This window comes from Flavivirga aquatica, from assembly GCF_001747085.1.
Lineage (GTDB): Bacteria > Bacteroidota > Bacteroidia > Flavobacteriales > Flavobacteriaceae > Algibacter_C > Algibacter_C aquatica.
In genome coordinates this window covers 350,428-370,920 of record NZ_MDJD01000007.1, presented here as the reverse complement: position 1 = coordinate 370,920, position 20,493 = coordinate 350,428, and the positions used below count along the sequence as shown (strand labels likewise).

Sequence of the window (20,493 nt, the reverse complement as noted above, 5' to 3'; positions counted from 1 at the left end):
TGGTTAATTAGGTTCTGTGAAAAATATTTTTAATTTTAATCTTTTCTCGTCTTTATTACTTCTACTTCCATGTAAAATGGTTCCTCTTGGCGATAAAATTGATGCTGCAGGAACAGCACTAACCTCATTACTATTGCTATTTAAAATTGGAGCAATATTGGTGTAATTGACATTAGTAGATAATACTAATCCTAATTTTGTATTAGTAGAATCTCTTAATAATATATTATTAAGGTGATCAGTAATACGTATTTTGTAAGATCCTTCATCAGGATCCCTTTGGCTTAAGCTAATAACTTTAGAGTTTAAAGGATTATCAGCATTAGCCGTTAGATCATTTATGTAATCAATAGTCGTGATGTTATTATTGATATCGTAAGCATATATACGATCATATTTATGGTAATCAGCTTCATCTGCGGGTACATCTATCTCATCTTCATAAACTATCAAATGAGCTTCATTTATAAGTTTTTTTGCTATGAAATTTCCTGTTAATTCATCCTTAACAAAATCTCCATTACTATCTGTTTGCCTAAATTCATTTTTGAAATCTTCCAATCCATTTGGAAATAAATCTACAATGGCCATAGAGCCTTCAGACCCTTTTAAGTAGAGTCTTTCGTCTCCTAAAACCTTATTTCCATCTCCTAATGTCACCTTGTCGAAGTTATTAATAAAAGTATTAAGTCTATTTCCTGAAAAATTTAATACATATGAACTTTCTGTTCTAGCATCTGTTGCACCAGATGTGTAATTAATAGTGATATTTGCGTCTACTGAAGCCAAATTAATTAAAACGGTACTGCCCTCTCCATTAACCGCTTCAGCTTTAATATATATGCCTCTAAAATAGTTTTTAAAGTTATCAGAACTACTTAATACAGCATCACCTTCTTTATCTATAATGGTTTCTTTCCAGAATGTATTATCTAAAAGGATATTAATAGCAGGAACAGATCTTGTCTCAGCGGCACTGTCTCCTGTACCTGTAGTTGTTATAACAGCTGCTGCGCTTGGTTTGAATTTATTATTTTGATATATTATCCCACCTTTTTGAGAATCAAAATTGATAAGACTATTTCCATTAAATGCAAAATTTTCTGTGGTATTGATACCACTATTCGCATTCGAATAATACTTTTGAGTATTATCACTTGTTGTAGCATTAGGATCAAAATCTCTTAAAAAATAATTGTTTTGATATATAGTAAGCCTATATTCCGCTTTAGGATTGCCATATAAAGAATCTAAAGTATATTGGACATTACCTTCGTTATCGGTGCTAATTGCTGAACTAAAATAGGGAATATTCAATGTAACGTTATCAATTACTGGATTCTCTCCAAAATCTGGATTAAATGACACTGGTGTTATTTGTGTGATAATACTAGCTGTAGTTTGTCCATATGCAGGATCATTAAAAACTCCCAATAAACTAGATGCTAAATTGTTAATTTGTAGAGCTTCTAATTTTTTGTTGTATGCAGTAATAGGAATAACACCTTCTTTAGTAGTGAAATTTGTATTGTTTTTTCCTAGAACGTCGCTTTCTATAGTGTTAAAATCTTTATCGCAAGCAATAAAAAATAAAACAGTAAAAAGAAAAGCAATTGAAAACTTAAGGGATTTAATGGTCTTTTTCATATGTCTTGAATGAATATAAATAGTTTAGCTTAAAACTGTATCGTTAAAAAATGTAGTATAAGCTTCTCCAAATTCATCTTTACTTTTATATTCTAAAATAGGCTTATTAGATGCTTTTAAATAAGTTTCTAAATCTTCGGGAATATTTTCAGAGCCAACTATTAATGCGTCAGAATAGTCTATAGCAACTTTCATTAAGTTATTATACGACGGTTCTTCAAGCACTTTGATAGTTTCTTCTTCTATATTATCAAACTTAATTTTATTAAGCATGTCTTTATTTAACGTGTTATCAAAGCTTTGATTGTAGACAGAAGTAACAATTTTACTTTCATTAAATAGAGGTTCATCTTTATAATATTGTTTTAAATATAACGGCAATAATGATGCCAACCAACCATGTACATGTATAATATCTGGTGACCAATTTAATTTCTTTACAGTTTCAATAACACCTTTGGCAAAGAAAATGGCACGCTCATCATTATCTGAAAATAGATTACCATCTTCGTCTGTTAATGTTGCTTTTCTTTTAAAGTATTCATCGTTATCAATAAAATATACTTGAATACGTTCTTTAGGTATAGAGGCTACTTTAATTATAAGCGGCATATCTAAGTCGTTAATTACTAGGTTTATACCTGAGAGCCTTATAACTTCGTGTAATTGGTGTCTACGTTCGTTTATATTGCCGTATCTAGGCATGAAGATTCTTATTTGTCCACCCTGTTGATTCACCATTCTTGGTGCTTCAAAAGACATGGAAGAAATTTCAGTTTCTGGTAAATAAGGAACTACTTCAGATGATACATATAATATCCTCTTATCTTTCATATGTTTGTTTTTGTTGACTTTTATTAACTTTAATATATACAGTATTTTTAATTTTCTTTTCTAAGAAAAAATTTGAGAAACTGTATATGTTAAGGTCCTATATTTTGAAAATTCAAAATAAAAAACACGCAAAAGTACAAAAATTTATGCAGATTGGCTGTAAAATCTTAAGTTTGCAGGCGTTAATTTTTTATTAAGAAGTGGAAGTTTACTCAGAAAAAGAACAAATAATAAAAACTATTGATCTCTTAAAAGGAGAAAAGCAGACATTAGGATTGGTTCCTACTATGGGGGCTTTGCATGAAGGTCATTTACAATTAGTTAAAAAAGCTCTAGAGAATAATGATAAAGTTGTTGTTAGTATTTTTGTTAACCCTACTCAGTTTGATGATGAAAAGGATTTGGAAAAATACCCAAGAACATTAGATCAAGATGTGGAATTATTAAGTACATTAAATAAGGATGATATATTAATTTATGCTCCTACAGTTGATGATATTTATGAAGGGAGAACCGAAGCGCAAAGCTTTGACTTTGATGGTTTAGAATATGAAATGGAAGGAAGGTTTCGGGATGGGCACTTTGATGGTGTAGGAACCATAGTAAAACGTTTTTTTGAAATAATAAAACCTCATAATGCTTATTTTGGAGAGAAGGATTTTCAACAATTACAAATCATTAAAAAGCTCGTAGAAAAGCATAATATTCCTGTTGCAATTGTTGGATGTGAAATACATCGTGAAGCTAATGGTTTAGCCATGAGTTCACGTAATACACGATTAAAGCCTAAGTATAAAAAAGAAGTGTCATTTATCTATAAAACTTTAATAGCTGCTAAGCAATATTTTGAGACAAAAAGCGCTAATGAAGTAGAGAGATGGGTTGAAAAACAATTTGCAAATCATGATTTGTTGAAATTGGAATATTTCATTATTGCAAATGTTGAAACTTTAAAAGAAGTTACGCGAAAATCAAACGAAAAATCATATAGGGCTTTTATAGCAGTATATGCAGATGATATTAGACTTATAGATAATATCGCTTTAAATTAATTATCTTTACCGTATGCAAATTCAAGTAGTAAAATCTAAAATTCACAGAGTAAAAGTAACTGGTGCAGACCTTAATTATATTGGTAGTATTACTATTGATGAAGATTTAATGGATGCAGCTAATATTATACAAGGCGAAAAGGTTCAAATTGTTAATAATAATAATGGAGCAAGATTAGAAACTTATGCCATTCCTGGGCCTCGACATAGTGGTGAAATTACACTTAATGGAGCGGCAGCTAGATTAGTTTCTCCAGGAGATGTATTAATTTTGATTACTTATGGGTTTATGGATATTGAAGAAGCTAAGCTTTTTAAGCCTTCTTTGGTTTTTCCAGACGAGGCTACAAACTTATTAAAATAAAGGCTTGAATAATATTAGAAAAAAGGTTTTAAAGATTTTAATTCCGCTTTTATTAGCTGTCTGTTTTGGTTGGTATATGTTTTCGAAAATACCAATATCTACTATAATTCCTTATTTTAAAAGTGCAAATTATTGGTGGGTTGTTTTAGGTGTCTTTTTTGGCTTGTTAAGTCATTTATCACGGGCTTATAGATGGCAATACTTATTGGAGCCAATGGGATATAATGTAAAGTTACCTAACAGTATTATGGCGGTATTTATAACCTATTTGGCTAATTATGGAATTCCACGATCTGGAGAAGTTTTAAGAGCTGTAGCTCTTACAAATTATGAAGGAGTGCCTTTTGAAAAAGGATTTGGGACTATAGTCGCAGAACGTATAGCAGATCTTATTGTTATGCTAATGATTATAATTGTAACGTTAATCGTTCAATTTGATTTTATTTTTCAGCTTTTAGAAAAATTAATTCCATCTAGGAAATTGATTTTTGTAGGGGGGGTATTTGCTGTTATTTTCTTTGTTTTGATTTTTTATATAAAGCAAAGTCAATTAAACATCGCTTTGAAAATTAAAACATTTTTAAATGGATTATTAGAGGGGCTTTTAAGTATTTTTAAAATGAAAAATAAATGGTTATTTATTTTTCATACTTTATTCATCTGGGGGATGTACATCCTTATGTTTTATGTTACTACATTTGCTGTTAAAGATTTAGAAGGTATTTCTTTAGGGGCTGTTGTTATTGCATTTATAGCAGCAAGCTTTACTATAGCAGCAACTAATGGAGGTGTGTTTTTTTATCCTGCAGCTGTATTAGGTGCTTTGTTGTTATTTGGATTGCCAAAAGATGCTAGTTATGCTTTTGGGTGGATTATCTGGTCATCTCAAACACTTATGATTTTTCTATTAGGTGTTTTATCATTTATATTCTTGCCTATTTATAATAGAAAAAAAACTTAGAAACAGTTTTATACTGTTTTCAAATTAGAATAACCTTGAAAAGTTTAGGCTTATTTCATACCTTGCCAAATTAAACTTCAAATTAATTAAAATGAAGAAACCTATTATTTTTTTGATCTTTTTTTGTGTTTTAACCCTTACTCAAGCACAAATTAAGTATAAAAGCTTTGAGTCTGCAAGATTAGAAGAGTCTCGCGAATTGAAAATACAATTACCAAGAGGTTATAATGTTAATGACGATAAAAAATATCCTTTATTTATAGTACTTGATGGTGATTATATGTTTGAAGCTGTTGCAGGGAATGTAGATTATTATTCTTATTGGGAAGATATGCCAGAAGCTATTGTAGTTGGTATTAATCAGCTTGATAAACGCTATGATGATTGTATGTATTCTGAGCAAAACTCGTTACCAATTGATTCTGGATCTGAATTTTATGAATTTATAGGTCTAGAGCTTATCCCTTATATAGAAAAAACATATAAAACAACTAGTTTTAGAGTTGCTGTAGGTCATGGAGAAACAGCAAATTTTATAAATTATTTCTTATTAAAACCTAAGCCATTATTTAAAGGTTATGTAGTGATAAGTCCAGAATTGGCTCCCAATATGTTAGACTTTATACCTAATAGATTAAATAAGTTAGAGTCTAAGATATTCTATTATTTAGCAAATACGAATAATGATTCGGCATCTATAAAAGAGATGTCTGATGCTTTAAATACAGATATTTCTGCTATTGAAAATGAAAATTTAGATTATACTTTTGAAAGTTTTGAGGGACCATCTCATTATTCTGTACCTACACATGCATTTCCTACTGCTATTGAGAAGTTTTTTAGAGCTTTTCAACCAATAAGTAAAAAGGAATATAAAGAAACTATTCTTGAGTTGGAAATATCTCCAGTGCTTTATCTTCAAGAAAAATATCAAACTATTAATGATTTATTTGGGGTTGAAAAGAAGATTTTACTTAACGATTTTAAAGCTATATCTGCTGCTATTGAAAAGAAAGAAATTTTTGAATTTTATAAAGATTTAGGTGATATAGCTAGAAAACAATATCCTAGTACTATTTTAGGGAGTTATTATTTAGCTCGATTTTATGAAGAAACGGGAGAACCTAAAAAAGCAATGCGTACCTATCAATCTGCTTATACTTTAGAGGAAGTAGCAGGTATTACAAAAGACATGATGATAGAAAAAGCAGATTTAATTAAAGAAGATTTTGGGTACTAAATAGTAATGGCTAAAGTAAAAACAACATTTTTTTGTCAAAACTGTGGAACGCAATATGCTAAATGGCAAGGACAATGTAATGCTTGCAAAGAATGGAATACTATTGTAGAAGAGGTTATTCAAAAACCAGAAAAGAGTGATTGGAAAACACCTGCATCAACAATAAAGAGAGCTTCTGTTCCATTGCTAATTAATGAAATTGATGTATCGAAAGAGCCTCGGTTAAATACTTTTGATGGTGAGCTTAATCGTGTGTTAGGAGGAGGAATGGTTCCTGGGTCTTTAACGCTTTTAGGTGGTGAGCCAGGGATAGGAAAGAGTACACTGTTGCTTCAAATTTCATTAAAATTACCATATAAAACATTGTATGTTTCTGGCGAAGAAAGTCAAAAACAAATAAAAATGCGTGCAGAGCGTATTAATCCAGAAAATAATAATTGTTATATTTTAACAGAAACCAAGACTCAAAATATATTCAAGCAAATTGAGGCTTTAGAACCAGATATTGTTATAATAGATTCCATTCAAACACTACATAGTGACTATATAGAGTCGTCTTCAGGTAGTATTTCTCAAATAAAGGAGTGTACTACAGAGCTTATTAAATTTGCAAAAGAGACAGCGATACCTGTTTTATTAATAGGGCATATAACTAAAGATGGCAATATTGCAGGACCTAAAATTTTAGAACATATGGTAGATACTGTATTGCAGTTTGAAGGAGATCGTAATCATGTGTTTCGAATTTTAAGAGCGAATAAAAATCGTTTTGGATCAACAAATGAGCTAGGTATTTACGAAATGCAAGGTTCTGGCTTAAGAGAAGTAAGTAACCCTAGTGAGATTCTAATTTCTAAAAAAGACGAAGAATTATCTGGGAACGCTATTGCGGCTACCCTTGAAGGCATGCGCCCGTTAATGATAGAAGTACAAGCTTTGGTAAGTACAGCTGTTTATGGTACACCTCAACGTTCTGCTACTGGTTTTAATGCAAAACGGCTTAATATGTTATTAGCTGTTTTAGAAAAACGTGCAGGTTTTAGGTTAGGGGCAAAAGATGTGTTTTTAAATATTACAGGAGGTATTACGGTTGATGATCCAGCAATAGATTTAGCTGTAGTAGCTGCTATATTATCCTCTAATGAAGATGAAGCTTTGTTGGCAAATTATTGCTTTGCCGCAGAAGTTGGTTTATCAGGGGAAATAAGGCCGGTACAACGTGTAGAACAGCGTATTTTAGAAGCAGAGAAACTTGGGTTTTCAACCATTTTTGTATCTAAATACAATAAAATTTCATTAAAAAACACAGTTATTAATATTCAGCTTATTTCTAAGGTTGAGGATTTGGTAGGTTATTTAGTTTAAAAGTTGTTATATTAGAAATGAGAATACTTTTTATAGTTCTGCTTTATTCTATGTCTATTTTTTCAATGGAATCGAATATTCTATTCAATAAATATGAAAAAGCTACTATTCATTTTTTAGACGGAACTTCTGTTAAAGGTTATGGGAAAATTGTAGAAATTTTAAAGATTTATAAAATTAAATTTAAAGCTTCTCTTGAAGGAAAACCAGATGTATGGACTGATTTAATAGTGAAAGGAATTACTTTTAATAAGACATATGAAGATGATATTACTTTTTCATATATAAAAATACAACATAGGAAAACTCCAAGGTTATTAAAAGTTGTAGAGCAAGGTGTGATAAGTCTATATGTTGAAATTAGGAGTCATTTTGTTGTTGATGGTTATACTGTTCTTGATCAAAAAATGGAACCACCTATAAGAGTAACATCGGGGCATAGAGAAACTTTTAATAGATATTATGCAAAAAAAGAGGGTGATTTAGAAGCAATTGATTTTTTAGGAGTTGTAAATTTTAAAAAAAGTGTTAAAAAATATTTTAGTGATTGCGAAGGGGTTATTCAAAAATTAAATAAAAAAGAATTTAATATAGATACTATTCCTGATATAGTGTATTATTATAATGATTTTTGTGTTGATTGATGCTTAATTAAATCTTTTATAAAAATAAAAGTTAAATTGGTTATTGTATTAATATTAGAGTTGTTCAAATGGATATGATTTTATCCATTTGAACAACTTTTATAAATTTATAATAGGTTAATTTTTAATGATTTTTTTTGTAGTTTTCTGATCAATTTTTATAAAATAAACCCCTTTAGATAAGTTTGAAATATCGATCTTATTAATGTTACCTTTTGTAATTGATTGACCTGTTAAATTAAAAATTTCCCATTGGTTAAACTTCCCATTTATATTTAATTCGTTATGTGCAGGATTAGGATAAACAGTTGTAGTTTTAAGAATGTTTTCTTTTGAAGTACTTAGGGTAATTTGACCAGTGTTATAATTGTTAGGGGTTAAGTTTGAGCCCACATTTGGGAATGTAGAACCATATTCAATAGCTCCAATATCTGGAGAAGAACCATTAACATCAGTGGTGATATTTCGTATAAATCTACCAGCATCAATTGGAGCAGAATTTCGCTTTAAACGAAAATCTCCCGTCTGCGCATTCATGAAAATAGAGTTTTGATTGTTTGAAGAAGCTTTTCTATAGTTGTTTTTAAAATCGATCAATCTGTATAGAATGCCATTATCTCGATCTGTATTGTCTTTGGACTTTTTATCAATAATATTATTCCAAAAACGAACATTTTCTAGTTTTCCATCTTTATCTCTATTCCATATTCTTACCCCCCAATTAACATTCCAAACAGTATTATTATAATAATAACAATCTTTTATTTTCGATTTCCTAGGGCCTAAATAGGTAAAGGTTCCGTCAGGAACAACGTCTGTTATAAAATTATATACTAAGTTATGGTGTACGGTGTAATTATAGCATCCTTCTAAATAAAAAGCTAATACAAATTGTTTTCTCTCATTGGTTAGTGTTGTGCAATCATGAATTCTATTGTATGCTATTTCTGTGCCTTGTAAATTTATAGGAACACCCCAAGCACCTCCATTTGTACATTGTATAGAGCCTGCGTCTTGTCCCATCTTCATGCAATCGTAAAGGTCGTTATAGGTAATTTGCATTTTTTTATTGGTACGAATATGAAATCTACCAGAAGACCCTAAAGTACTATGGTCTACTAGAGTGTTAAATCCATTGTTTTGGATATTTGAAGTAAATTGAGCAATCCAGCCAATGTCTTCAATATAGCAATTCTTGATTTTGTTGTCATTTCCTCCTTCAATAGTAAAACCATTTCCCCAGCTATGTGCTACATAGCAATTCTTGAATTCATTGTTGTTACCATTTATATATATTCCACCATGTTCTTTATAAGATACAGCGTAATTTGCCCTCATTATGAATGGCATTAAATATTGTATAGAGCTATTTAGAACTTTACAGTTGTTACTGTTTTTTAGTTCTATTGAAGCAGCATGAATTTTTATCCCATTTATAATAACGCCACTTCTATTGTTAATTTGAAAACCCCATTTTCTCTTTTTTACTTCGATATTCATGTTGTTAGGGTTCTTTCCAGTAGGTGGTTTGTAGTAGACTTTATCGTCTTTTTGAAACCATTCGTTTTCAATGTCAAGCGCATTTAGATGAAAAATAAAACCATGACCTTTACCATCGTTACTTGATATTTTTTCACTGTTATCAAGCCACCCTTTTGTTAAAGCGTTTACTGTTAAATTTTTTCCTTGAGATGCTGTAACGGTACCCATTGGATTCATCCATTTTTTCCCATTTATACCTCTAAAAATACCCCCTTTAAAAAAGTTGTTTGGAAAACTAGGCATGTTATTAAATGTTACTTTTCTTGGTTTTTTTCCTTTTACGCCTGTAAAAACTCTACAATCTGCATATCCAGAATTCTTATCAAGAGGATCCATCATATTCCCCGTTGTATTATTTGGCCAACGTGCCATTTCTTGTCTTTTAAAATCAACAAAAAGCATTGTGAATTGAGTTTCTGCTCCAGGATAATTGGCTTTGTATATCCCGTTTTTATAAGATGTCCAGTTTTTTAATTTCACTGTACCAGAAACAGTAACTTCTTCATTGTTGTAGTTTTTAAAAGTTACGTTGTTGTTTTTTACAACGACTGTTTCTCTATAAATTCCACCAAATATGTGACAAATATCACCAGGATTCATTACATCTGCAGCTTTTTGAATGGTTTTAAATGGGGATCTTAAGGAACCGTTGTTAGAGTCCTTTCCGTTAGTGGAAACATAATAATCTTTTGCATTTAGCTGACTAAAAATGAGACTAAATACAAAAACTATAAAATAGTTTGTTACTTTCATAAGTAGGTAATTTAAAAATGTTAATGATAAAAGCGTATATCTATACACATAATAAAAATACAGTTAACATGGTTTTTATGTGTAATTTGTTATAGGTTAGTGATTTGTCGTTGTTAAGATATAGTTGTAAATTTGATTTGTTATAGGTTTATACGTAATATTTTTCTTAAAAGATCATATACTGCTAAAAAAAAACATTTATTTTAATAAAATATTAGTAACGAAGTAATTGAGCTGTGTATTTATGTGAATTTTTTTTTGATTTTTGTTGTAAAAAATTGTAAGAAATACGGGGGTGTGAAATAAGTGTAATGGTTATTCGTTATTGTTCATTAAAAAAGATGTAGAGATTTGTTAAAATAAAATGAATATTTATAGAAAGGCTTTTAGATACTAAACTTAGATTTTCTATTCCTTTTAACTTAAATTTCAATTATTTTTTAACAAATTTCCTTAAATTCGCAATCTTATAAGAATTTATAGTAAATGAACGCTAAATTTCCTGAGTATAAAGGACTTGACTTACCAAATGTAGCTAACGAGATACTACAGTATTGGGAGGATAATAACATTTTTGAAAAAAGTGTTTCTACACGAGACAGTAATAAACCGTTTGTGTTTTTTGAAGGACCTCCTTCTGCAAATGGACTACCTGGAGTACATCACGTTTTGGCTCGTGCTATTAAAGATATTTTTCCACGTTATAAAACGATGAAAGGTTTTCAAGTAAAACGTAAAGCTGGTTGGGATACCCATGGTTTGCCTATTGAATTAGGTGTAGAAAAAGAGTTAGGTATAACTAAGGAAGATATAGGAAAAACTATTTCTGTAGAAAATTATAATGCAGCTTGTAGAAAAGCTGTTATGCGTTATACAGATGTTTGGAACGATTTAACTCAAAAAATGGGCTATTGGGTAGATATGGATGACCCATATATTACTTACGAGCCTAAATACATGGAGAGTGTTTGGTGGCTATTAAAGCAAATATATAATAAAAGTTTGTTGTATAAAGGCTATACCATACAACCTTATTCACCAAAAGCTGGAACAGGATTAAGTTCCCATGAATTAAATCAGCCAGGGACGTATCAAGATGTGACTGATACAACAGTGGTTGCTCAGTTTAAAGCCATAGAAGATACATTACCAGACTTTTTACAAAACGAAGGCACTATTTATTTTTTAGCTTGGACAACAACACCTTGGACACTGCCTAGTAATACAGCATTGACAGTAGGTCCAAAAATTGATTATGTATTGGTTGAAACATATAACCAATACACATTTAAACCTATGAACGTTGTTTTAGCAAAACCTTTGGTAGCAAAACAATTTGCTGGAAAATTTAATCAGGTAGAGGATAAGTCTGAATTATTAACATATAAATCTGGAGATAAGAAAATTCCGTTTTACATTGTTAAAGAATTTAAAGGAAAAGATTTAGTTGGTATTAAGTATGAGCAGTTATTGGCTTATGCTTTACCAAATGATAATCCTGAAAACGCTTTTAGAGTTATTTCAGGAGATTTTGTAACAACTGAGGATGGTACTGGGATTGTACATACCGCACCAACCTTTGGAGCAGATGATGCCTTGGTAGCGAAACAAGCAACACCAGAAGTGCCGCCAATGTTGGTGAAAGATGAGAATGATAATTTGGTGCCTCTTGTAGATTTACAAGGTAAGTTTAGACCAGAAATGGGAGAATATGCTGGAAAGTATGTGAAAAATGAATATTATCTTGAAGATGAAGCACCAGAGCGTTCTGTTGATGTTGAAATAGCTATTAAATTAAAAGAAGAAAATAAAGCCTTTAAGGTAGAGAAATATAAGCATAGTTATCCAAATTGTTGGAGAACAGATAAGCCTATTTTGTATTATCCATTAGACTCTTGGTTTATTAAAGTAACCGATGTTAAGGATAAAATGCATAGTCTTAATAAAACTATCAACTGGAAACCTAAAAGTACAGGAGAAGGACGTTTTGGTAATTGGTTAGCAAATGCTAACGATTGGAATTTGTCACGATCTCGTTATTGGGGAATACCACTGCCAATTTGGAGAACAGAAGATGGTAAGGAGGAAATTTGTATTGGTTCTGTAGAAGAGTTGAAATCTGAAATGATTAAGGCAGTTTCAGCGGGTCTATTAAAAGAAGATATTTTTGCAGATTTTGAAGTAGGGAATAATTCTGAAGAAAATTATGCTAAATTAGATTTACATAAAAATATTGTGGACGACATTGTATTAGTGTCTCCTACTGGTCAGAAAATGTTTCGTGAAAGTGATTTAATTGATGTTTGGTTTGATTCTGGTTCTATGCCCTATGCGCAATGGCATTACCCATTTGAGAATAAAGAGTTAATCGATAATAATAAATCGTACCCAGCAGATTTTATAGCAGAAGGTGTAGACCAAACACGTGGTTGGTTTTATACGCTTCATGCTATTGGAACTATGGTTTTCGATTCGGTTGCTTATAAAAATGTAGTGTCTAATGGATTGGTGTTAGATAAGAATGGACAAAAAATGTCCAAACGTTTAGGGAATGCGGCAGATCCTTTTGATACATTAGGGAAATATGGAGCTGATGCCACACGTTGGTATATGATTAGTAATGCAAACCCTTGGGATAATTTAAAGTTTGATTTAGAAGGTATAGAAGAAGTAAAGCGAAAGTTTTTTGGAACACTATACAATACATATTCTTTCTTTCAGTTATATGCTAATCTGGATAATTTTAATTACAGTGAAGCAGATATTAATTTAAATGAAAGACCAGAAATAGACCGTTGGGTACTTTCAGAATTGCATACATTGATTCAAAAGGTTGATGATTATTATGCAGATTATGAGCCTACTAAAGCAGCAAGAGCAATTTCAGATTTTACGCAAGATTATTTAAGTAACTGGTTTGTTCGTTTAAGTAGAAGACGTTTTTGGAAAGGAGATTATCAAGAAGATAAAATTTCGGCATATCAAACATTATATACATGCATGGTTACTATAGCAAAGTTAGGAGCTCCTATTGCACCTTTCTTTATGGATAAATTGTACTTAGATTTAAATGCCGTAACTAAAAAGGAAACATTCGAAAGTGTGCATTTAGCAAATTTCCCAATTTTTGATGCTTCTTTAGTAGATAAAAGTTTAGAGCGAAAAATGGAAAGTGCTCAAACAATATGTTCATTAGTATTATCGTTAAGAGCTAAAGAAAAGATAAAAGTGCGTCAGCCACTTCAAAAAATTATGATACCTATTAGTGATAAGGAACAAAAAGAAGAGATTTTAGCGGTGTCCGATTTAATAAAACATGAAGTAAATGTAAAAGAAATAGAACTTTTAGAAGATGCTTCAGATATTTTGGTAAAACAAATAAAACCTAACTTTAAGGCGTTGGGACCACGTTTTGGAAGGGATATGAAGCTTGTGGCTAATGCAATAACTAACTTTACATCGGAAAATATTAATAAAATTGAAGAAAATGGTAGTTTGGAGGTTGATATTAATGGAAAAAATGTTATTTTAGAACGCGCTGATGTAGAAATTATATCACAAGATATAGAAGGTTGGTTAGTTGCAAATGAAGGAGCATTAACTGTAGCATTAGATGTAACTATTACTGAAGATTTGCGAAAAGAAGGTGTCGCTAGAGAATTAATTAATAGAATTCAGAATTTACGTAAAGATTCTGGCTTTGAAGTAACAGATAAAATAGATGTTAAGCTCCAAAAAGATGAAAATATAGTAAATGCTATTGTTGATAATATAGCATATATAAAAACAGAAACATTAACAAGTGAACTTGAAATTATAGATAAATTAGATAATGGTATTGAAGTTGCGTTTGACAATATAAATACCAAATTGTTTATTCAAAAACATTAAAAACTATGGGCTTAGATACTAACATAAGATATTCTGATAAAGATTTAGCTGAATTCAAAGAACTTATTCAAGACAAAATTGATAAAGCGCAACATGATTTAGACCTTATTAAAAGTGCCTATATGAATGACCATAATAACGGTACAGAAGACACTTCTCCAACGTTTAAGGCTTTTGATGAAGGAAGTCAGGTAATGAGTAAAGAATCAAATTCTCAATTAGCGATTAGGCAAGAGAAGTTTATACGTGATTTGAAAAATGCACTAATTAGAATTGAAAACAAAACCTATGGTATTTGCCGTGTTACGGGAAAACTAATTAATAAGAAACGTTTAGAGTTAGTGCCTCATGCAACGTTAAGTATTGAAGCAAAAAATATGCAATAATTTTTATTTTAATTATATATTTGAAACGTCTCATATTTTGAGACGTTTTTATTTTTACAAGTTGAATGGAAAGGGCTTAAATTAATCTTATGTCGTTAAAAAAATCAATACCTCTTATTATACTTGTTTTGCTTTTAGATCAAATAAGCAAAATATATATAAAAACCAATTTTGCACTTCATGAAAGTGTTGATGTTTTTAGTTGGTTTAAAATATATTTTATTGAAAATGATGGTATGGCTTGGGGTACAAAGATTAGTGATTTTGTCTCTTTTATTTCTGATAGAACAGCAAAAATAACATTGACTTTATTTAGAGTTGTTGCAATTTTTGGAATTGGTTATTGGTTATATGATGCTACGCAAAAACAAAGTTCTAGAGTTTTAATATTAGCAATTGCTTTAATATTAGCAGGTGCTTTAGGGAATATTATTGATTCTGTATTCTATGGTGTCCTGTTTGATGATAGTACTAACCAAGTAGTAGCTGCTTTTTTACCAGAGAAAGGTGGGTACGATAGCTTACTCCATGGAAAAGTTGTGGATATGCTTTATTTTCCTTTATTTGAGATAGATTTGCCTACGTGGTTTCCATTTTATGGTGGCAAGCGTTTTAATTTTTTTGAACCTGTATTTAACATAGCCGATATAGCTATAAGCACAGGCTTTATTATGCTTATCGTTTTTAATAAAAAAGCATTTTCTAAAAGAGGATATAATTAGAGTTATGCGCTTCTTTTAAAAATATTTACTAATTCTTTAATATTTACTGGTTTTATTAGGTAATCTTTAACTGTGGAGAGTGATTTTGCTCTGTCAATATCTATTGGATTTATAGATGAGCTAACAATATATAAGGTGATTTGTTTGTTAAACCTATTTTTAATTTTAGTAAAACGTTTTAAAAATTCCCAACCATCCATAATAGGCATATTAAGGTCTAAAAATATAATTTCGGGGATTTTATCTGCACTAAGGTTTTGTAATAATGCCTCAAAATATTCAATACTTTCCTTTCCGTTATTAAAGATTAAGAGGTTTTTACAGAGTTTTTTGGTTTCAATGATTTTTTTTACAAGATTCACGTATATACCATCATCATCAATGATACAGGCTAATTCAATATTAGGAAGTTGCATAGGTTGTGGTTAGATTAATTAAAATTTAATTTTAAATGTTGTACCTGTATTGACTTTACTTTCTACGAAAATTTGGCCATTGAGAGATTCTATTTGATTTTTAGTTATGAATAATCCAATTCCTACTGCGTCAGAATTTCGATGAAAAGTTTTGTACATACCAAAAAGTTTGTCTCCAAATTTTTCCATATCAAGACCAATACCGTTATCACTTATTGTTAAGTAGTTATTATCATCCTCAATATAACTTTTTATTGTTATAATAGTATTCCTTTCTGGATGTTTATACTTAATAGAATTAGTTATTAAATTTAATAAAATACTTTCTAAATAAGCTGGAATATAATCAATATATTTCAATTCATCAAAATTTGATATTATTGTTGAGTTTGTTTCTTTAAGAATATGCCCAATAGATGTCTTTATAATATCCAATGTATCATTAAAATGAGTTTGTACCTTATTATTATAGGTTCTAGTTTGAATAGTTACTACTTCATTTAGGTGATCTATAGTAGTATTCAAGCTTTTTGAAATTTCTCTAATACTCTCAAATAACTCAAATTTTTCTTGATTAGATTCTACATTGTCAATAAGTTCTAAAACAAGTGATAAATTGCTTGTATGCGACCTTAGGTTATGAGAAACTATATGTGCAAAATTAAAAAGCCTAGAATTTTGTGATGCAATAACTTCAGATGTCTTTTTTAATGTTAACTCTTTTGTTTTTGCTTCATCTATATTTTGAAAAACACCTCGTAAACCTATAATTTCTTGCTTTTTGTTGTAAACAGGTTTGCCAATAGCTCTAACCCATATTTTTTTATGGTTAGCAGTTAGCATTTTTATTTCATTATCAAATGCTTTACCAGACATACCACATTCTGTAAATAATTTCATTGCTAACTCTTGGTGTTCACTTGCGTAATAATTTATAGATTTACTTACCGATGGAATATAATTTTCTGGATATTCTAAAATTTGTCTGGCTTGTGAATCCCAATAACTTTTTTGCTTTAAAAAATCAACGTACCAACTTCCGGTACCTGTCATTTCTAATGTTTCTTGATAATAAAAAAGATCGCTACTTACTTTTTTTACGGTTTTAATTTTTTTCTTTTTAAAGCAAATAGCCTTAATTAATTCGTTGGCATTTTCATCAAGTTTATTAATTGTTTTGGCAGTAAACTCTCTGTATTTGTCGTTTTTGTTTTTTATTTTTATGACTTGCGTGAAGCTAATATCATTATTAAGAAAACCATAATAGTTATTTATAAATACAGATCTATCTTCTTTTTTAAGATAATTATCTAAAAAGTATTGAAAGTTCATATTCTCATTATCAACTTTCTTTTTTAAAATTTTAAAAAAACCTAGTGACCAATAGCATGAACCTTCTTTTATTAACCAAAAACTTTTTTCTAGATTATTGGTGGAGTTATTTTCTATTGATTTTATCAAACTTAGAATATAATTATAGTTAAAAGTATCTTAAATTCAAATATATAGTATTTTGCTTAATTACTCGATTAAACACGTTTTTTTACGACTAAAAACAATTTTAGACTGCATAATGTAGTCTTATTCTTTCTTTTAAGTATTTTAAAACCTACGTTATTTGTTTTTTTATAGGTTTTTTTTACAAATAAAAAGAGACTGTTTTTTGAAGGAGGTTATGGTTTTTTTAATAAAAGTCTTTAAAAAAATGAGGATTCAATTAATGTAGCAAGTTTATTAGGTAGTCCAACTCAAGTATCTTTTTGATAATAAATTTAAAAAAGAGTTGAATGTTATTATACGAATTTATATATGTGTTTAGGTGTGATACTATAATTTAGCTTAATGTCGTTTTCAAAAATATCGAATATTATTTCTTCACTTTCAAAAAAAGAAAGTCCAATTTTTATAGCTTCAGGTTTGCAATTAGCTAAAAAACGATCGTAAAATCCTTTACCATAACCTACACGATTCCCAGATTTATCAAAAGCTAATAGAGGAATAAAAATAATTTCTATTTTATCATTAGAAATTTCAATACCGTCAATAGGCTCAGGGATGTTGTAATCATTCTTTTTAATAACAGTATTATCTGTTAAAAGATAATTTGTTAAATCGCCTGTTTTAAAATCACTTTTAGGAATGACAATATTTTTGTCTTTACCAGATAGAATATTTAGTATATAATCTGTATTGACTTCTTTTTGCTCTTCAATAGATAGAAAAATATGATAAAATGTATGCTCCCAAATGGATAATTTGAGTAATTGATTTGCAATAGAAATACTTAAATCGTCAATGTTCTCTATTGATAAATTATTACGAAGTATTTTGTATTTTTTTCGAAGCTCTTTTTTTGTCATAAAATAAGGTTAATGTAGTTTAGTCGAAATATGAAATAAGGCATCACCTTGATATACAATAGGAGATTCATTTACATTAATAATGTAGCCACTATTTTCGGCCTTTACAGAATAATTGAATTTACCATAAGGGTCTGTTATATTACCTAGGATGTCTCTTTTTTCTACATGATCACCTATTTTTACAGAGGCTTTAAACATCCCTGAATATTTAGCACGTTTCCACCGACTTTCATCAATGAAAACACAATTTTTTTTAGGAGCGTAGGCTTTAAAATTTATATTTAACATTCCTAAATGTTTTAAAATACGTTTACAACCATTAACTCCAGAATTAGTAACAATGTCATCTATATGAAATGATTTGCCTCCTTCAAAAAGTAATAATGATTTGCCTAATTTATAGCATGTCGTTCTAAATGATTTTGATAAATTTTTAGAATATAAAACAAATGGAGCCCCGAAAGCTTTTGCTAAATCATTTAACTTTGTATTTTCTTTTGAAAACCTTAATTGTGGAGCATTAAATCTACCAGATCCACCTGTATGAAAATCTATAATTATATCTACATGAGGTATAATATCGTGTGTTAATTTATATGCAACTCTACTTGCTAAAGAACCTGTGGGAGTACCTGGGAAAACACGATTTAAATCTCTGCCGTCAGGAAATTCACGTTTTAAATTAATGAAACCAAAAACATTAATAACCGGCATGCAAATAATAGTTCCTCGTTTAGGTTTATTTATTCCTTTAGCTATAAGTTGTCTAACAATTTCTACGCCATTAACTTCGTCTCCATGTATGCCAGCAGTAAATAATACTGTTGGGCCAGATTTTTTTGCACGCTCAACAATAACAGGAACGTTAACAGATGTTGAGGTATGTAGGTTTGCAACATCAAAATTAACCTCTTTGCTTTCTCCAAGCTTAATTGATGTGCCAAGAATGGTTAGAATATCCTTATTCGTTTGAGTCATTTACAGTCTGTTTCTTTCAATAAAAGTAATGATACTTTTAGCAATGTTTTTATTAGTTGCAGTTTCAATACCTTCTAAGCCAGGTGTAGAGTTTACTTCTAGTAGTAGCGGTCCACGAGCAGATTGTAACATGTCTACTCCACAAACAGGTAGCTTTAAAGCGCGAGCAGCTTTAATAGCAACTTTTAGTTCAGCATCATTTAATTTAACAATATCTGCAGAACCACCACGGTGTAAGTTTGAACGGAATTCACCTTCTTCACCCTGACGTTTCATAGCTCCTACGACTTGGCCATCTACAATTAAGGCTCTTAAATCGGCACCTTTAGCTTCAGATATGTATTCTTGAACAAGTGCTCTGGCTTGTAATCCATTAAAAGCTTCTAATACAGATTCGGCAGCATTTTTAGTTTCGGCTAGAACAACACCTATGCCTTGTGTACCTTCTAGAAGTTTAATAATAACTGGAGTTCCTCCAACATGATCAATAACCTTTTCTACATCTCTAGAATAATTAGTGAATACTGTTTTGGGCATACCAATTCCTGCTTTAGAAAGCCTTTGGAAACTACGCAGTTTATCTCTAGATCGTATAATAGAGTCTGATGTAACCGATGTAAATACATTCATCATTTCAAATTGACGAACAACTGCACATCCATAAAAGGTAACAGAAGTACCAATTCTTGGAATCACTGCATCAACATAATTTAAATAACGGTCTTTATAATAAATGGTTGGTTTCCCGTTTTCGATTATGATATCACATTTTAGAGGGTCTATAACCTCCATAATGTGACCACGTTTTTCTCCTTCAGTAACTAATCTGTCAGTAGAATATAAATGTGGGTTTCTGGAAAGGATAACTATATTCATAAGGTTTTAAGGTTATAAGAAATATTTTGTAAATCGACATCAACCATAAATTTTCGTTTTAGAAATTGTCTGCCTAAAAGTACAGGAAATTTCATATCATCTCTAGTACTTAAAGTTAAGTTAATCTTATATATTTTTCCAAACATTATAACTTCAGATTTTATTTTATATCTGTTTTCTTTGTAACCATTGCTACTTTTTACATTAGTTTTCCAAAAGGTATCAAAAATAATTTCTATTTCACCAAAATTTTTGTGTACTTTACTATTAAAAATACATCTTAAAATATTATTTTCTTCTATAATTTTAGAACAATGAATAGCAGATGTATAAGCGCCAGTATCAATTTTTACATCAATATTGTATAAGCCTAGTTTTGGGAAGTCAATAATATCAACACGACCAATAGTTTTTTTACTCATTTCACTTTTTTAAGAAAGTGATGCAATGTAATAAATT

General features: G+C 30.0%; 18 protein-coding genes. 9 read left to right on the top strand and 9 right to left on the bottom strand.

The annotated features are described in order from the left end of the window. Positions 1–3: 3 nt before the first annotated feature. Positions 4–1,647, bottom strand: coding sequence for a BamH family beta-barrel-assembly machinery protein (gene bamH, locus A8C32_RS02230; RefSeq protein WP_069828819.1), 1,644 nt, complete (start codon positions 1,645–1,647; stop codon positions 4–6). A 24-nt stretch (positions 1,648–1,671) separates the two neighbouring features. Beyond that, the gene (locus tag A8C32_RS02225) at positions 1,672–2,481 is read right to left on the bottom strand and encodes a glycogen/starch synthase (protein WP_069828818.1); all 810 of its coding nucleotides are present in this window, start codon (positions 2,479–2,481) and stop codon (positions 1,672–1,674) included. Positions 2,482–2,681: 200 nt separating this feature from the next. Between A8C32_RS02225 and panC the strand changes: the two genes are divergently transcribed. From panC to A8C32_RS02195, 6 genes are all read left to right on the top strand, one after another. Further along, positions 2,682–3,533, top strand: coding sequence for a pantoate--beta-alanine ligase (gene panC / locus A8C32_RS02220; RefSeq protein ID WP_069828817.1), 852 nt, complete (start codon positions 2,682–2,684; stop codon positions 3,531–3,533). 13 nt (positions 3,534–3,546) lie between these two features. Next, on the top strand, positions 3,547–3,897 hold the full coding sequence (gene panD, locus A8C32_RS02215) for an aspartate 1-decarboxylase (RefSeq protein WP_069828816.1): 351 nt from the start codon (positions 3,547–3,549) through the stop codon (positions 3,895–3,897). Between the two features lie 4 nt (positions 3,898–3,901). Beyond that, positions 3,902–4,858 (top strand): lysylphosphatidylglycerol synthase transmembrane domain-containing protein, encoded by a 957-nt coding sequence (locus A8C32_RS02210; protein WP_069828815.1) that lies wholly within the window; start codon positions 3,902–3,904, stop codon positions 4,856–4,858. A 91-nt stretch (positions 4,859–4,949) separates the two neighbouring features. After that, the gene (locus A8C32_RS02205) at positions 4,950–6,098 is read left to right on the top strand and encodes an alpha/beta hydrolase (protein WP_069828814.1); all 1,149 of its coding nucleotides are present in this window, start codon (positions 4,950–4,952) and stop codon (positions 6,096–6,098) included. A gap of 6 nt (positions 6,099–6,104) precedes the next feature. Continuing rightward, on the top strand, positions 6,105–7,463 hold the full coding sequence (gene radA / locus A8C32_RS02200; RefSeq protein WP_069828813.1) for a DNA repair protein RadA: 1,359 nt from the start codon (positions 6,105–6,107) through the stop codon (positions 7,461–7,463). Between the two features lie 17 nt (positions 7,464–7,480). Then, a complete protein-coding gene (locus A8C32_RS02195) occupies positions 7,481–8,107 on the top strand; it encodes a hypothetical protein (RefSeq protein ID WP_123803300.1) in 627 nt (208 codons plus the stop codon). A 117-nt stretch (positions 8,108–8,224) separates the two neighbouring features. On the opposite strand, the gene A8C32_RS02190 is transcribed toward A8C32_RS02195, so the two are convergent. Beyond that, entirely contained in the window at positions 8,225–10,402 is a 2,178-nt protein-coding gene (locus A8C32_RS02190) for a T9SS type A sorting domain-containing protein (RefSeq protein ID WP_069828811.1), read from the bottom strand. Between the two features lie 486 nt (positions 10,403–10,888). Between A8C32_RS02190 and ileS the strand changes: the two genes are divergently transcribed. The 3 genes from ileS (at position 10,889) to A8C32_RS02175 (ending at position 15,401) form a co-directional block, all read left to right on the top strand. Next, positions 10,889–14,293 (top strand): isoleucine--tRNA ligase, encoded by a 3,405-nt coding sequence (gene ileS, locus A8C32_RS02185; protein WP_069828810.1) that lies wholly within the window; start codon positions 10,889–10,891, stop codon positions 14,291–14,293. 5 nt (positions 14,294–14,298) lie between these two features. Further along, the gene (locus A8C32_RS02180; RefSeq protein WP_069828809.1) at positions 14,299–14,679 is read left to right on the top strand and encodes a TraR/DksA family transcriptional regulator; all 381 of its coding nucleotides are present in this window, start codon (positions 14,299–14,301) and stop codon (positions 14,677–14,679) included. An 89-nt stretch (positions 14,680–14,768) separates the two neighbouring features. Then, the gene (locus A8C32_RS02175) at positions 14,769–15,401 is read left to right on the top strand and encodes a lipoprotein signal peptidase (protein ID WP_069828808.1); all 633 of its coding nucleotides are present in this window, start codon (positions 14,769–14,771) and stop codon (positions 15,399–15,401) included. Between the two features lie 2 nt (positions 15,402–15,403). On the opposite strand, the gene A8C32_RS02170 is transcribed toward A8C32_RS02175, so the two are convergent. From A8C32_RS02170 to A8C32_RS02145, 6 genes are all read right to left on the bottom strand, one after another. After that, positions 15,404–15,817 carry a response regulator gene (locus A8C32_RS02170; RefSeq protein ID WP_069828807.1) on the bottom strand — a complete coding sequence of 138 codons (414 nt, stop codon included), beginning with the start codon at positions 15,815–15,817 and terminating at the stop codon, positions 15,404–15,406. A gap of 18 nt (positions 15,818–15,835) precedes the next feature. Continuing rightward, positions 15,836–17,278 carry a PAS domain-containing sensor histidine kinase gene (locus A8C32_RS02165; RefSeq protein WP_069828806.1) on the bottom strand — a complete coding sequence of 481 codons (1,443 nt, stop codon included), beginning with the start codon at positions 17,276–17,278 and terminating at the stop codon, positions 15,836–15,838. Positions 17,279–17,610: 332 nt separating this feature from the next. Next, complete coding sequence (locus tag A8C32_RS02160) at positions 17,611–18,177, bottom strand: 5-formyltetrahydrofolate cyclo-ligase (RefSeq protein ID WP_069828805.1); 567 nt, start codon at positions 18,175–18,177, stop codon at positions 17,611–17,613. 9 nt (positions 18,178–18,186) lie between these two features. Further along, positions 18,187–19,158: a succinylglutamate desuccinylase/aspartoacylase family protein gene (locus A8C32_RS02155; protein WP_069828804.1), complete on the bottom strand. Its 972-nt coding sequence runs from the start codon at positions 19,156–19,158 to the stop codon at positions 18,187–18,189. Beyond that, positions 19,159–20,034 (bottom strand): 30S ribosomal protein S6--L-glutamate ligase, encoded by an 876-nt coding sequence (rimK, locus tag A8C32_RS02150; RefSeq protein WP_069828803.1) that lies wholly within the window; start codon positions 20,032–20,034, stop codon positions 19,159–19,161. Next, positions 20,031–20,456, bottom strand: a complete 426-nt coding sequence (locus A8C32_RS02145; protein WP_069828802.1) for an ATP-dependent zinc protease family protein — start codon at positions 20,454–20,456, stop codon at positions 20,031–20,033. Before A8C32_RS02145 ends, rimK begins: the two co-directional genes overlap by 4 nt. Positions 20,457–20,493 lie beyond the last annotated feature (37 nt).